Annotated in this window: 14 protein-coding genes; 8 read left to right on the top strand and 6 right to left on the bottom strand. The window is 72.2% G+C overall.

Annotated elements, in window-relative coordinates:
• Window positions 1-78 precede the first annotated feature (78 nt).
• The gene (locus IE118_RS01740) at window positions 79-834 is read left to right on the top strand and encodes an endonuclease/exonuclease/phosphatase family protein (RefSeq protein WP_189555408.1); all 756 of its coding nucleotides are present in this window, start codon (window positions 79-81) and stop codon (window positions 832-834) included.
• A 49-nt stretch (window positions 835-883) separates the two neighbouring features.
• Here the strand turns inward: IE118_RS01740 and IE118_RS01735 are convergent, their stop codons facing one another.
• Window positions 884-1,477, bottom strand: a complete 594-nt coding sequence (locus IE118_RS01735) for a hypothetical protein (protein WP_189555407.1) — start codon at window positions 1,475-1,477, stop codon at window positions 884-886.
• Window positions 1,470-2,267, bottom strand: a complete 798-nt coding sequence (locus IE118_RS01730) for an alpha/beta hydrolase (protein WP_189555406.1) — start codon at window positions 2,265-2,267, stop codon at window positions 1,470-1,472. Before IE118_RS01730 ends, IE118_RS01735 begins: the two co-directional genes overlap by 8 nt.
• 198 nt (window positions 2,268-2,465) lie before the next feature.
• On the opposite strand from IE118_RS01730, the gene IE118_RS01725 reads away from it, so the two are divergent.
• From IE118_RS01725 to IE118_RS01710, 4 genes are all read left to right on the top strand, one after another.
• Complete coding sequence (locus IE118_RS01725) at window positions 2,466-3,269, top strand: lysophospholipid acyltransferase family protein (protein WP_189556048.1); 804 nt, start codon at window positions 2,466-2,468, stop codon at window positions 3,267-3,269.
• A 35-nt stretch (window positions 3,270-3,304) separates the two neighbouring features.
• Window positions 3,305-4,549, top strand: coding sequence for a MacS family sensor histidine kinase (macS, locus tag IE118_RS01720; protein ID WP_189555405.1), 1,245 nt, complete (start codon window positions 3,305-3,307; stop codon window positions 4,547-4,549).
• Window positions 4,546-5,238 carry a response regulator gene (locus tag IE118_RS01715; protein ID WP_189555404.1) on the top strand — a complete coding sequence of 231 codons (693 nt, stop codon included), beginning with the start codon at window positions 4,546-4,548 and terminating at the stop codon, window positions 5,236-5,238. The genes macS and IE118_RS01715 overlap by 4 nt, the downstream gene beginning before the upstream one ends.
• Before the next feature lie 119 nt (window positions 5,239-5,357).
• Window positions 5,358-6,353 carry a 2-hydroxyacid dehydrogenase gene (locus IE118_RS01710; RefSeq protein WP_189555403.1) on the top strand — a complete coding sequence of 332 codons (996 nt, stop codon included), beginning with the start codon at window positions 5,358-5,360 and terminating at the stop codon, window positions 6,351-6,353.
• On the opposite strand, the gene IE118_RS01705 is transcribed toward IE118_RS01710, so the two are convergent.
• The gene (locus IE118_RS01705; protein ID WP_189555402.1) at window positions 6,305-8,209 is read right to left on the bottom strand and encodes an anthranilate synthase family protein; all 1,905 of its coding nucleotides are present in this window, start codon (window positions 8,207-8,209) and stop codon (window positions 6,305-6,307) included. The two genes, IE118_RS01710 and IE118_RS01705, sit on opposite strands and share 49 nt — an antisense overlap.
• Window positions 8,210-8,332: 123 nt before the next feature.
• Entirely contained in the window at window positions 8,333-8,389 is a 57-nt protein-coding gene (locus IE118_RS34680) for a trp operon leader peptide (protein ID WP_189556047.1), read from the bottom strand.
• A 96-nt stretch (window positions 8,390-8,485) separates the two neighbouring features.
• On the opposite strand from IE118_RS34680, the gene IE118_RS01695 reads away from it, so the two are divergent.
• Both IE118_RS01695 and IE118_RS01690 read left to right on the top strand, forming a co-directional pair.
• Window positions 8,486-9,838 carry a class II 3-deoxy-7-phosphoheptulonate synthase gene (locus IE118_RS01695; RefSeq protein WP_189555401.1) on the top strand — a complete coding sequence of 451 codons (1,353 nt, stop codon included), beginning with the start codon at window positions 8,486-8,488 and terminating at the stop codon, window positions 9,836-9,838.
• Window positions 9,839-10,001: 163 nt separating this feature from the next.
• Window positions 10,002-10,229 (top strand): (2Fe-2S)-binding protein, encoded by a 228-nt coding sequence (locus IE118_RS01690; RefSeq protein ID WP_189555400.1) that lies wholly within the window; start codon window positions 10,002-10,004, stop codon window positions 10,227-10,229.
• 28 nt (window positions 10,230-10,257) lie between these two features.
• Here IE118_RS01690 and bfr read toward each other — a convergent pair whose 3' ends face one another.
• Window positions 10,258-10,776 carry a bacterioferritin gene (gene bfr, locus IE118_RS01685; RefSeq protein WP_189555399.1) on the bottom strand — a complete coding sequence of 173 codons (519 nt, stop codon included), beginning with the start codon at window positions 10,774-10,776 and terminating at the stop codon, window positions 10,258-10,260.
• A gap of 182 nt (window positions 10,777-10,958) precedes the next feature.
• Here bfr and IE118_RS01680 point away from each other — a divergent pair, with 182 nt between their 5' ends.
• Window positions 10,959-11,606 carry a sulfite oxidase-like oxidoreductase gene (locus IE118_RS01680; RefSeq protein ID WP_189555398.1) on the top strand — a complete coding sequence of 216 codons (648 nt, stop codon included), beginning with the start codon at window positions 10,959-10,961 and terminating at the stop codon, window positions 11,604-11,606.
• A 12-nt stretch (window positions 11,607-11,618) separates the two neighbouring features.
• On the opposite strand, the gene IE118_RS01675 is transcribed toward IE118_RS01680, so the two are convergent.
• The gene (locus IE118_RS01675; protein ID WP_189555397.1) at window positions 11,619-12,497 is read right to left on the bottom strand and encodes a deoxyribonuclease IV; all 879 of its coding nucleotides are present in this window, start codon (window positions 12,495-12,497) and stop codon (window positions 11,619-11,621) included.
• Window positions 12,498-12,533: the final 36 nt, after the last annotated feature.

Here is a 12,533-nt window from a genome sequence, read left to right as displayed (position 1 = left end):
CCTCCCGGGGACGGCGGGCGCAGCCGTTTCCCCGGCCGTACGGGCGCCGGTCCGCGGGGGCCGGACTATCTTGATCCCATGGCGACGACTCCGCTGCTGCCCGACTCCCGGACCGGGCCCGACGGTTCGGCCGTCGTCCGGGTGCTGAGCTACAACATCCGGTCGATGCGGGACGACGTCCAGGCGCTCGCCCGGGTGATCCGCGCCTGTGCGCCCGATCTGGTGCTGCTCCAGGAGGCGCCCCGGTTCTTCCGGTGGCGCAAGAAACTGGCCCGGCTGGCGTCGGAGTCCGGTCTGGTGACGCTCTCCGGGGGTGCCACCGCCGCCGGGCCCGCCCTGCTGTGCTCGCTGCGGGCCACCGTCGAGCGCACCGAGGACGTACTGCTGCCCCTCACCCCGGGACAGCACCGACGGGGGTTCGCCACCGCCGTCGTACGGTTCGGCGGGGCGCGGGTCGGGGTGCTGAGCTGTCATCTGTCCCTGGACCGGCGCGAGCGTTACGCGCAGGGGGGCATGCTGCTCGACCGGCTCGCCGGGATGGGGGTGGAGCACGTGGTGGCGGGCGGGGACCTCAACGAGGGGCCGGACGGGCGGACCTTCCGGCGGCTCGGGGAGTCCCTGACCGACTGCTGGGCCGCCGCGCCCCGGGGCGGCGAGCACACCTGGGTCCGGAACGAACCCCACCGGCGCATCGACGCCCTCTTCGCCGGCAAGGGCGTCGACGTGCTGGGGTGCGGGGTGCCGCACGGGCAGCCCGGGGTGAGCGAGCGGGACCTGGCCGCGGCCACCGACCACCTCCCGGTGCTGGCCGCACTCCGGGTCCCGGCCTCCTAGGGCCGGCCCGGCACGGTCCGCCGGACAGGCCCTGGGCGGAAGCGGACGGTCAGACCACCGCGCCGCGGCCCGGGTCGTCCTCGTCGTCCTCGTCCGTGCGCATGCGCATCACCAGCGTGGCGAAGCCGCCCAGGAAGCCGCCGATGCACAGGGTGGTCAGCCACCAGGTCATCTCCCAGCCGAGGAGCACCGCCGCCAGCAGGAGCAGCGGGCCGCCCAGCACACCGAGCCAGGCGAACCGCGAGGTCACGTCGGTCTCCGGCAGCGGCGGCGGCTCAGGCGGCACGAAGTGGCCCTCGTCGCTCTCGTCGAGGTCGTCCTCCGCGGGCTCGGCCACGCTGTAGTCACGCGGGCCCCCGCCGCCGACGCCCGGGGCGAAGGAGACGGAACCGCCCAGCGGCTTGGCCGGCTTGTCCTCGGCCTGCCGCGGCGGCGCCTTGGTCCCGGCGGTGCCGTCCTCGTCGTTGGTCTCCGCCTCCAGCAGCGCCAGGTCCTCGACGGACTTGAACGGCTTGGCGCCCGGCGGGTCCGGCGGCTCCTCGCCGTACCCGGCGACGATCGCCTCCCACGCGGCGGTCTCGTCGAAGGGGACGCCCTTCTCCTCCGGCTCGCGGCCCTCACGGTCCGAGTCGTGTTCAGCCACCTGTGGTCGTCCCTTCCTTGCCGAGGCCGGGCTCCTTGACGGCGCCGGGCGCCAGTCGGCCGATGAACGCGGCGCTCTCCCGGAAGATCCGCTCCGCGTCATGGTCCAACGTCGCCACGTGGTAGCTCTGTTCCAGCAGGATCTCCGTCACGTCCGCCGACGACACCCGGCCGAGGATCCGCGCCGAGTCCGCGGGCGGCACCACATGGTCCTGCGGGCTGCGCATCAGCAGCAGCGGCTGGGTGACCCCGGGCAGCTCGCCGTCGACGAGCCGGAAGAAGTTCCGCAGGGAGTGCGCCGCGTGCAGCGGCACCTTGTCGTAGCCGAGCTCCCTGGTCAGCGGCTTCGCGATGTCGCTCGCGATGCCCTTCGTCGCCGGGACGAGGTGGCGCAGCACCGGAAGGGCGTGCGCGGCCACCCCGTGCACCTTGTTCGCCGGGTTGACCACCATCACCCCGCTCACCGCGTCACCGTGCCGCGCCGCCAGCCGCAGCGCGAGCGCGCCGCCCATCGACAGCCCGGCCACGAACAGCCGCTCGGAGCGGTCCCGCAGCAGCCGCAGCTCCCGGTCCACCTGGGCGTACCAGTCCTGCCAGCCGGTGACCCCGAGATCCTGCCAGCGGGTGCCGTGCCCGGGCAGCAGCGGCAGCGAGACGGTGAGGCCCCGCTCGGCGAGGTACTCCGCCCAGGGGCGCAGCGACTGCGGCGAACCGGTGAAACCGTGGCAGAGGAGAACGGCGGTCTCCCCGCCCTCGTGGCGGAACGGCTCGGCGCCGGGCAGGAGCGACACCTGCGGCCTCCTGTTTCGATGGGTCGGTGGGAAGGACCGGCGCGTCACGACGGCCGGACACGGACGGCACACGGATTGCAGGACCTTCACCGTACGCGACCGCACTGACACCGACCAGGGCCGTCGGGTCCTTCGACGGCTCTCCGGGATATGGTCTGACCAACACGCACGGGAGGCACTCGGTTGTTGTACGGCACGATGAAGGTCGCCATCGGAGGGCCGCTGAAGCTCGCCTTCAGGCCCTGGGTGGAAGGCCTGGAGAACATCCCCGCCGAGGGCCCGGCCGTCCTGGCCAGCAACCACCTGTCCTTCTCGGACTCCTTCTTCCTCCCGGCGGTGCTGGACCGCAAGGTCACCTTCATCGCCAAGGCGGAGTACTTCACCACCCCGGGCGTGAAGGGCCGGATGACGGCCGCCTTCTTCAAGGGCGTGGGTCAGCTCCCGGTGGACCGCTCCGGGGCGCGCGGCGCCGGCGAGGCCGCGATCAGGAGCGGCATAGAGGTGCTGGAGCGCGGCGAGCTGTTCGGCATCTACCCCGAGGGCACCCGCTCGCCCGACGGCCGCCTTTACCGCGGCAAGCCGGGCGGCCTCGCCCGCGTGGCGCTGGCCACCGGGGCACCGGTGATCCCGGTCGCGATGATCGACACCGAGAAGATCCAGCCTCCCGGGCAGGTGATGCCCAAGCTGATGCGGCCCGGCATCCGGATCGGCAGGCCTCTGGACTTCAGCCGCTACCAGGGCATGGAGCACGACCGTTTCGTCCTGCGCGCCGTGACCGACGAGGTCATGTACGAGATCATGAAGCTCTCCGGCCAGGAGTACGTCGACATGTACGCCACCGCCATGAAGCGGCAGCTGGCGGAGGCGGCCAAGGCGGAGAAGGAAGCGGAGAAGGCCGCGAAGGCCGCCCTCGCCCGCGCGGAGAAGGAACAGGCCGAGAAGCTGAGGGCCGCGATGGAGCAGGCCGACCGGGACCGGACCGAGAGAGGGTCCGGCCCCTAGCAGGGCCGGACGGGGGCATGGGGGACATGGGGGACATGGCCAAGCGCGAAAGAGTCGTACGCATGTCGGTCGAGCAGCCGCTGTGGCGTGCCCTGACCGGCTACCGGGTCCTCGCCATGCTCTACGCGGTCGGGCTGTTCGCCACCGCCCACGAGGAGTTCACCCGCCCCTGGCTCGCCGTCGGCTTCTTCGCCGTCCTCGTGGTGTGGACCCTCGCCACCCTGCCGAAGGTCGCGAGCGCCGCCGCCTGCACCAACCGGTTCCTCGCCGCCGACCTGACCCTCGCGCTCACCGGCATCCTGCTCACCCCGGTCGCCGACGCGGCCGAGCGCGTCCACGCGGGTGGCCCGACCCTGCCCTCGATCTGGACCGCGGGAGCGGTGCTCGCCTTCGCCATCAAGGGCGGCTGGCGCTGGGCGGCCCTCGCCTCCACCCTCGTCGCCGTCGCCAACCTGATCGAACGCGGCGGTCCCGCCCGCGACACCGTGCACAACGTGATCCTGGTCTGGGTCGCCTCCATCGCCATCGGCTACGTCGTCGAGGTGGCCCGCGCCTCCGAGCGCACCCTCGCCCGCGCCCTGGAGATCGAGGCCGCGACCCGCGAGCGCGAGCGCCTCGCGCGGGACATCCACGACAGCGTGCTCCAGGTGCTGGCGATGGTGCAGCGCCGCGGCGCGGTGATCGGCGGCGAGGCCGCGGAGCTGGGCCGGATGGCGGGCGAGCAGGAGGTGGCCCTGCGCACCCTGGTCTCCGGCGGACTCGTCCCCGTCTCCCGCGCCTCGGAGGACACCGCCCGGGGCGCCCTCGTACGGGCCGTGGACCAGGACGGGGACGAGGCCGCCGACGACGGCCCGGTTGACCTGCGGTCCCTGCTCGCCCCCTACGCGGGAGCCCTGGTCGCGCTCGCCGAACCGGGAGCGCCGGTGCCGCTCGCGCCGGCCGCCGCCCGGGAGGTGGCCGCCGCGGTCGGAGCCGCCCTGGACAACGTGCGCCGGCACGCGGGGGAGGACGCCCGGGCGTGGATCCTGGTCGAGGACGAACCGGACGAGGTGATCGTCACCGTCCGCGACGACGGACCCGGCATCCCCGACGGACGGCTCGCCCAGGCCGAGGGGGAGGGACGGCTCGGCGTGGCCCTCTCCATCCGCGGCCGGCTGCGCGACCTCGGCGGCAGCGCGGAACTGATCTCGGTGCCGGGACAGGGCACGGAGGTCGAACTGAAGGTGCCCAAGGAGACGAAGAACGGGAACGACCCGCGGGGGAAGGCGGAGCAGCGATGACGGACACCACCGGCAAGCCGGCCGATCCGATCAGGGTCATGGTGGTCGACGACCACCCCATGTGGCGCGACGCCGTCGCCCGCGACCTGTCCGAGTCCGGCTTCGAGGTCGTCGCCACCGCCGGCGACGGCGACCAGGCGGTCCGCCGCGCCAAGGCGGCCGCACCCGACGTCCTCGTCCTGGACCTCAACCTGCCCGGCAGGCCCGGCGTCCAGGTCTGCAAGGAGGTCGTCGCCGCCGACCCCGCCGTCCGCGTCCTGGTGCTCTCGGCCAGCGGCGAACACGCCGACGTCCTGGAGGCGGTGAAGTCCGGCGCCACCGGCTACCTGCTGAAGTCGGCCTCCACCGGGGAACTCCAGGACGCCGTGCGCCGCACCGCCGCCGGCGACCCCGTGTTCACCCCCGGACTGGCCGGACTGGTCCTCGGCGAGTACCGGCGCCTCGCCTCCGAACCGGCGGGTGCCGCCCCCGCCGACGGCGGGAGCAAGGCCCCCCGGCTCACCGACCGCGAGACCGAGGTGCTGCGCCTGGTCGCCAAGGGCCTCAGCTACAAGCAGATCGCCGAGCGGCTCGTCATCTCCCACCGCACCGTGCAGAACCACGTCCAGAACACCCTCGGCAAGCTCCAGCTGCACAACCGCGTGGAGCTCGTCCGCTACGCCATCGAGCGCGGCCTCGACGACGAGTGACCGCCGCGCGCCCGCCCGTCCCCGCCCGGACGGGCGAGGCGCGCCCGTATATTCGCCGGTACGGCGGTGGGCAGCCGCCGGTACGGCAGAGGAACCCGCACACAACCCGGAGGGACCCCGTGGAGATCCTGGCGTTCGGTGTACAGGCGGACGAGAAGCCCCTGGTCGAGCAGGCCTTCGCGAGCCACCACCCGGTGCGCGGACTGGACGTCTTCCTCAACACGGACACCGCCCCCATCGCCGCCGGCCACGAGATCATCTCCACCAGCGTCAACTGCGACCTCGGTGCCGAGGTGCTCTCCGACCTCGCGGCCGGCGGCACCCGGATGGTCGCCCAGCGCTCCACCGGCTTCAACAACATCGACCTGGACGTCGCCGAACGGCTCGGCCTGACCGTCGCCCGGGTCTCCTTCTACTCGCCGTACTCGGTCGCCGAGTTCGCCTGGACGCTCGCCATGGCCGTCAACCGCCGGGTCGTCCGCGCCTCCACCCGCACCCGCGACTTCGACTTCCGGCTCGACGGGCTGATGGGCCGCGACATGCACGGCCGCACCGCCGGAGTCCTCGGCACCGGGAAGATCGGCGAGGCGTTCGCCCGCATCGCCCACGGCTTCGGTATGCGGCTGCTCGGCTGGGACGTCGCCGAGAACCCGGCCTGTCGGGAACTCGGCATGACCTACGTCCCCAAGGAGGACCTGCTCGCCCAGGCCGACCTGGTCAGCCTGCACGTCCCGCTGCTGCCCTCCACCCACCACCTCATCGACGCGGCCGCCCTCAAGGCGATGCGGGACGACGCGATCCTGGTGAACTCCAGCCGGGGCGGCCTCGTCGACACCGCGGCCCTCGTCGCCGAACTGCGCGCGGGCCGCTTCACGGGCGTCGGCCTGGACGTGTACGAGGCGGAGGCGGGACTCTTCTTCCTCGACAAGTCCCTCGAGGCCGTCGACGACGACACCCTCGCCCGCCTCGTCACCTTCCCCAACGTGCTGATGACCTCCCACCAGGCGTACTACACCGAGGACGCCGTCGGACAGATCGTCGAGACGACCGTGAACAACGTCCTCGACTACACCGCGGGCCGCCGCTCGGAGAACGTGCTGGTGCCCCGCAGCTGACCCATCAGCTCCCGCACCACCGCCGCGCCGTTCAGCGTCAGCACCGACTCGGGGTGGAACTGCACCCCGGCGAAGCCGGGCCCCCGCAGCGCGTGCACCTCACCGCCCGCCGTGCGGCTCACCTCGACGCCGTGCGCGGCCAGCTCCCGCGCGGTGTCGTCGTCGCAGTGCGCCACGAAGCTGTTGTAGAAGCCGACCGTCTCCGGCCGCCCGAACAGGTCGATCTCCGTCTGCGCCCCCTGGAACGGGACGTCCTTGCGCACGATCTCCAGGCCCAGCCCGGCCGCGATCAGCTCGTGGCCGAGACAGACGCCGAGGACGCCGTGGCGGCCGTCCCGGAGGACGTCGGCGGTGAGCGCGCGCAGGAAGCGCATCTTCGGGTCGGCCGTGTCGGACGGGTCGCCCGGGCCAGGACCCAGCACCAGCGGACCCGGGTGCGCCAGGACCGTCTCCCGCAGACCCGGCTCGTCGAACCGGCGCACGGTCACCTCCAGACCGGCGGCCCGCAGCACGTGGGCGAGCATCGCGGTGAAGGTGTCCTCCCCGTCGACGACCAGGGCGTGCCCGGTGAGCGCCGCCGACGGCTCCTGCATGCGCAGCCAGAACGGCGCCAGCCTGGACCGGCGTCCGTCCAGCGCCGCGCGCACCCGCGGATCGTCGGCCAGTCCCGGCCGTACGTCCTCACCGCGCGGGCGTCCCGGGCGCACCCCCAGCGCCGCCAGCACCCCGGCCGCCTTGGCGTGGGTCTCCGCCACCTCGCCCGCCGGGTTCGAGCCGCGCACCAGCGTGGCCCCGACCGGCACCCGCAGCCGCCCGGCCGCGTCGATGTCGGCGGTCCGGATGAGGATGGGGGAGTCCAGCGTCTGGCCACCGACGGCGCCCTCCGGCCCGTCGCCCCCCGGCTCCCGGCCGATCAGCGCGAGCGCGCCCGCGTAGTAGCGGCGCCCGCCGACCTCGTGCCGTTCGATCACCCGGCAGGCGTTCTGCACCGGCGACCCGGTGACGGTCGCCGCGAACATGGTCTCCCTCAGTACCTCGCGCACGTCCAGCGAGGACCGGCCGCGCAGCTCGTACTCGGTGTGCGCGAGGTGGGCCATCTCCTTCAGCCGGGGGCCGACCACCACGCCGCCCATGTCGCCGACGGTGCACATCATCTTGAGCTCCTCGTCGACGACCATCGACAGCTCCTCGATCTCCTTGCCGTCGGCGAGGAAGCCGAGCAGGTGCTCGGGGGTGGGCCCCTCGGCCGGGTAGCGGTAGGTGCCGCTGATCGGGTTCATCACGACCGTCCCGCCGGACGCCCTGACGTGCACCTCGGGGCTGGCCCCGACCAGCGTCCGGTCCCCGGTGTGGACGACGAACGTCCAGTACGCGCCCCGCTCGCCCTCCAGGAGGCGCCGGAACAGAGCCAGCGCGTCGGAACGCCCGAACCCGGGGATCCGCCCCTGGTACGTCCGGCGGATCACGAAGTTGGCGCCCTCCCCCCGTCCGATCTCCTCGTCGAGGACCCGGCCGACGATCCGCGCGTACTCCTCGTCGTCGACGTCGAAGCCGCCGCCCTCGACGCGGACGTCATGGGCGGGGAGCCGGTCGAGGGCGTCCGCGAGGGGGATCTCGTGGCGCTCCTCGGGGATCAGCACCAGCAGCGGGGTGCCGTCGTCGCGCACGTCGAAGCCGCGCTCGCGGATCTGCCGGAAGGGGACCAGCGCCAGCCCCTCGCCGGGCAGGTCGGCGAGGCGTTCACGGACGCCTACCGGGCCGATCAGCAGCTCGACCACGTCGTGGTCACGGCCCGGGGTGCGGCGGCGCAGCAGGGCGAAGGGACGGTCGTCGTGGGGGAGGCGTGCCAGGTCCATGGTGGGCGTTCCTCGTTTCGTCTCGGTCATGAGCACGGCGGTCATGAGCGTCGGAGGAACGACCCCGGAAACACCGAAGGCCGCCCCTCGGGCGGCCTTCGCGAAGTCTGTGCGTACGCGCAGTCAGTGGGCCGCCGGGAGAGCGGTCCACCACCAGTTACGGGTCGAGTGCGCGAACATGGCCCCGACCCTAGCGCATCCACCGGCCGTGCGGCCCTTGTCTCATTTGCTGGGCGTCGGGATGGACGACCGATCCGACCCCGTAGTGTGGATTCCGTGACCGTGAACGCTAAGACCAGCGCGAGCGCTGGCAACACCTGGCGAGACCTGCCCGCGGCGCAGCAGCCCGAGTACCCCGACACCGAGGCTCTGCGCGCAGTGATCGCGGACCTCGAGTCGTATCCGCCGCTCGTCTTCGCGGGCGAGTGCGACCAGCTGCGCGCCCGGATGGCGTCCGTCGCCAAGGGAGAGGCGTTCCTCCTCCAGGGCGGCGACTGTGCCGAGGCGTTCGACGCCGTGTCCGCCGATCACATCCGCAACAAGCTCAAGACGCTGCTGCAGATGGGCGCCGTGCTCACCTACGCCGCGTCGGTGCCCGTGGTGAAGGTCGGCCGGATCGCCGGCCAGTACTCCAAGCCGCGCTCCAAGCCGACCGAGACCCGCGACGGGGTGACGCTGCCCACCTACCGGGGCGACTCCGTCAACGGGTTCGACTTCACCGAAGAGGCCCGTATCCCGGACCCCGAGCGGCTGAAGCGCATGTACCACGCGTCGGCCTCCACGCTGAACCTGGTGCGCGCCTTCACCACCGGCGGTTACGCCGACCTGCGCCAGGTGCACGCCTGGAACCAGGACTTCGTGAAGTCGTCCCCGTCCGGCCAGCGCTACGAGCAGCTCGCCCGCGAGATCGACCAGGCGCTGAACTTCATGCAGGCGTGCGGCGCCGAGCCGGAGGAGTTCAAGACCGTCGAGTTCTTCTCCTCGCACGAGGCGCTGCTGCTCGACTACGAGTCCGCGCTGACCCGGGTGGACTCGCGCACCGGGCAGCTGTACGACGTCTCCGGGCACATGGTGTGGATCGGCGAGCGCACCCGGCAGCTCGACCACGCGCACATCGAGTTCGCCTCCCGGATCCGCAACCCGATCGGCATCAAGCTCGGCCCGAGCACGACGGCCGAGGAGGCGCTGCGCTACATCGACCGCCTCGACCCCGAGCGTGAGCCCGGCCGGCTGACCTTCATCGTGCGGATGGGCGCGGACAAGATCCGCGACAAGCTGCCCGAGCTGGTCGAGAAGGTCACCGCGTCCGGTGCCACCGTGGCCTGGGTGACCGACCCGATGCACGGCAACACCTTCGAGGCGGCCTCCGGCCACAAGACCCGCCGCTTCGACGACGTGCTCGACGAGGTGAAGGGCTTCTTCGAGGTCCACAAGGAGCTCGGCACGCACCCGGGCGGCATCCACGTGGAGCTGACGGGTGACGACGTCACCGAGTGCGTGGGCGGCGGCGACGAGATCTTCGTCGACGATCTGCACCAGCGCTACGAGACGGCCTGCGACCCCCGGCTCAACCGCAGCCAGTCCCTGGACCTGGCGTTCCTCGTCGCGGAGATGTACCGCGACCAGTAGCGGAACCCGCCGGTGACACGGTGGGACGGGGTGGGGCGCGTATCACAGCGGATCGCGCCCCACCCCACTTTTGTGCCCCCGGGGTGCCAGGTAAGGTTAGGTTAGCCTCACCGATCAGGGGTCGGTTCGGCTCGACCCAGTACTCCGTCGGGAGGTGACCCGCGTGTTCGTCTGCAGCTGCTTCGGCGTGACCGAGGAACAGGTGAGGGGCCACGCGGCGGCCGGAGCGTGCACGCCCCGGCAGATCGCCTCCGCCTGCAAGGCCGGCACCGACTGCGGCGGCTGTGTGCGGCGCATCCAGGCGCTGCTCGGCCGCGGCTCCTGCCCGCGCCGGCAGCTGGCCGACCAGGGCGGGCAGCCGCTCGCCGCGGAGCTCCCGGAAGCCGCCTAGACACCCGGACCCGGTCGCGCCCCGGCGGTCAGTGCGTCGAGAAGCCGCCCGTGCCCGGACCCGACGCGTCGGGCTGTGACTGCTCGATGACCGTGGACAGGTAGAGCGACTCGCCCAGCTTCTCGATGAGGTCGAGCTGGGTGTCCAGGTAGTCGATGTGGTGCTCCTCGTCGGCCAGGATCGCCTCGAAGATGTTGGCCGAGGTGATGTCGTTCTTGTTGCGCATGACCTCCACCCCGCGGCGCAGCCGGTCGATCGCCTCCAGCTCGATCTCCCGGTCGGCCTGGAACATCTCGGTGACGGTCTGCCCCACCCGGACGTGGAACAGCCGCTGGTAGTTGGGCAGGCCGTCGAGCAGCAGGATGCGGTCGGTGAGCACCTCCGCGTGCCGCATCTCGTCGAAGGACTCGGCACGCGTGTACTGGGCGAGCCTCGTCCAGCCCTTGTGGTCCTGCAGCTTCGAGTGCAGGAAGTACTGGTTGATCGCCGTGAGCTCGGCGGTCAGCTGCTCGTTCAGGAATTCGATGACCTCGGGGTCGCCCTGCATCGCATGGGCTCCTTCCGCGCGGGAACTGGCAGGTTGGGGCGCATGATTGCACCGGCGTGGAAAATCGTCCAGTAAGTGCGGACTTAGTAAGTACGTACATACTCAGTCCGTTCTGTACCTGATTGCCCGAATCTGCCGGGCCCGGTTCAGGGGCATCGTCCCCGGTCTGTCAGGATGGAGACATGGGTCAGCCGGCGGAACGCGAATCGGGGGAGCGCGCAGCGCAGGGGGCGGCACATCCCGAGCTCCCGCCGGGGCAGCGGCTGCAGAAGGGCTGGCCGGTCACCCACTACGGACCGGTCCCCAAGTTCCGGCCCGAGCGCTGGGAGTTCCGGGTCTTCGGCGCGACCGCCGACGGTGGGAAGCACTGCTGGAACCACGAGGAGTTCACCGCTCTGCCGTACGCCACCGTCGTGGCCGACCTGCACTGCGTCACCAAATTCAGCATGGTCGGCGCCGAGTGGGGCGGGATCCCGGCCCGCACCGTCGTGGACATCGCCCCGCCCGCGCCCGACGTCACCCATGTGATGGTGTGGGCGGAGTACGGATTCAGCTCCAACCTGCGGCTGGAGGACTTCACGTCCGCCCGCTCCCTCTTCGCCACCCACAAGGACGGCGAACTGCTGACCGCCGAGCACGGCTTCCCGCTGCGGCTGATCGTCCCCCACCTGTACGCCTGGAAGGGACCCAAATGGGTCCGCGGTGTGGAGTACATGACCGCCGACCGCCGGGGCTTCTGGGAGGAGCGCGGGTACCACAACGTCGGCGACCCGTGGCGGGAGCAGCGCTACTCCTACCAGGAGGAGCCCGGGGAGGGTCCCGAACTCTGACCGCCGCCCCGCTCAGGCGTCCCGGAGCTTCTTCAGCCGCTCCACGTCCGCGGCGTGCCCCTCCTTGCCGCCGGGCGTCTCGATGACCAGCGGCACCCCCTCGGTCGCCGGGTGCGTCATCAGCGCCCGGAACGGGTCCTCGCCGATGTGTCCCTCCCCGATGTTGGCGTGCCGGTCCTTGTGCGCGCCGGCCACGTCCATCGAGTCGTTGGCGTGGATCAGTTTCAGCCGGCCCGCGCCGACGGTGTCCACCAGCAGGTCCAGCGTCCGGTGCATGCCGTCCGGCCCGGTCAGGTCGTGTCCGGCCGCGAAGACGTGGCAGGTGTCCAGGCAGACGCCGAGCTTCGGGTGGGCGTCCAGCGCCTCGAAGTACGGTCCGAAGTCCCAGGTGCGCGAGCACAGGGACGCGCCCTGGCCGGCGGTGGACTCCAGCAGCAGGAACGGGTCGTCGTCATGGGTCAGCTCGTCGAGCAGCGGCAGCATGTGCTCCCGCACCTGCCGCAGCGCCACCGCCCGCTCCCGGCCGCCGGTCGCGCTGCCCGTGTGCACCACCACGCCCAGCGCGCCGATCGCCCGCGCCCGCCGCAGGGAGTGCCGCAGCGACTCCACCGACCGCTCCACGGTCGCCTCGGTGTGGGACCCGAAGTTGATCAGGTACGGGGCGTGCACGTACGCCGGGATCGACGCGTCGGCGCAGGCCGCGCGGAACGCCTCGTCCTGCCGGGGGTTCCCGGCCGGCGTGGCCCAGCCGCGCGGGTTGGCGACGAAGACCTGCACGGTCTCGGCGCGCAGCTCACGGGCGTAGGACAGGCCGACGGAATGCAGGCCGCCGGCCACGGGGACGTGGCCGCCGATCGGGTTGCGGGCAGGGCCGGACGGGTGACTCTTCACCCGTCAAGGGTGACACGGGCGGGGGCCCGTCCGTCC

It is taken from the genome of Streptomyces pilosus (assembly GCF_014649835.1).
Lineage (GTDB): Bacteria > Actinomycetota > Actinomycetes > Streptomycetales > Streptomycetaceae > Streptomyces > Streptomyces pilosus.
The sequence above is the reverse complement of the archived record's forward strand: the minus strand, read 5'-3'. Positions and strand labels throughout refer to the sequence as shown.

What these genes read in the sequence shown, in the direction of transcription:
- bfr (WP_189555399.1), bottom strand. Translation starts at nt 10,776, where the DNA reads ATGCAGGGCGACCCCGAGGTCATCGAATTCCTGAACGAGCAGCTGACC.
- IE118_RS01705 (WP_189555402.1), bottom strand. Translation starts at nt 8,209, where the DNA reads ATGGACCTGGCACGCCTCCCCCACGACGACCGTCCCTTCGCCCTGCTG.
- IE118_RS01740 (WP_189555408.1), top strand. Translation starts at nt 79, where the DNA reads ATGGCGACGACTCCGCTGCTGCCCGACTCCCGGACCGGGCCCGACGGT.
- IE118_RS01715 (WP_189555404.1), top strand. Translation starts at nt 4,546, where the DNA reads ATGACGGACACCACCGGCAAGCCGGCCGATCCGATCAGGGTCATGGTG.
- IE118_RS01680 (WP_189555398.1), top strand. Translation starts at nt 10,959, where the DNA reads ATGGGTCAGCCGGCGGAACGCGAATCGGGGGAGCGCGCAGCGCAGGGG.
- IE118_RS01725 (WP_189556048.1), top strand. Translation starts at nt 2,466, where the DNA reads ATGAAGGTCGCCATCGGAGGGCCGCTGAAGCTCGCCTTCAGGCCCTGG.
- macS (WP_189555405.1), top strand. Translation starts at nt 3,305, where the DNA reads ATGGCCAAGCGCGAAAGAGTCGTACGCATGTCGGTCGAGCAGCCGCTG.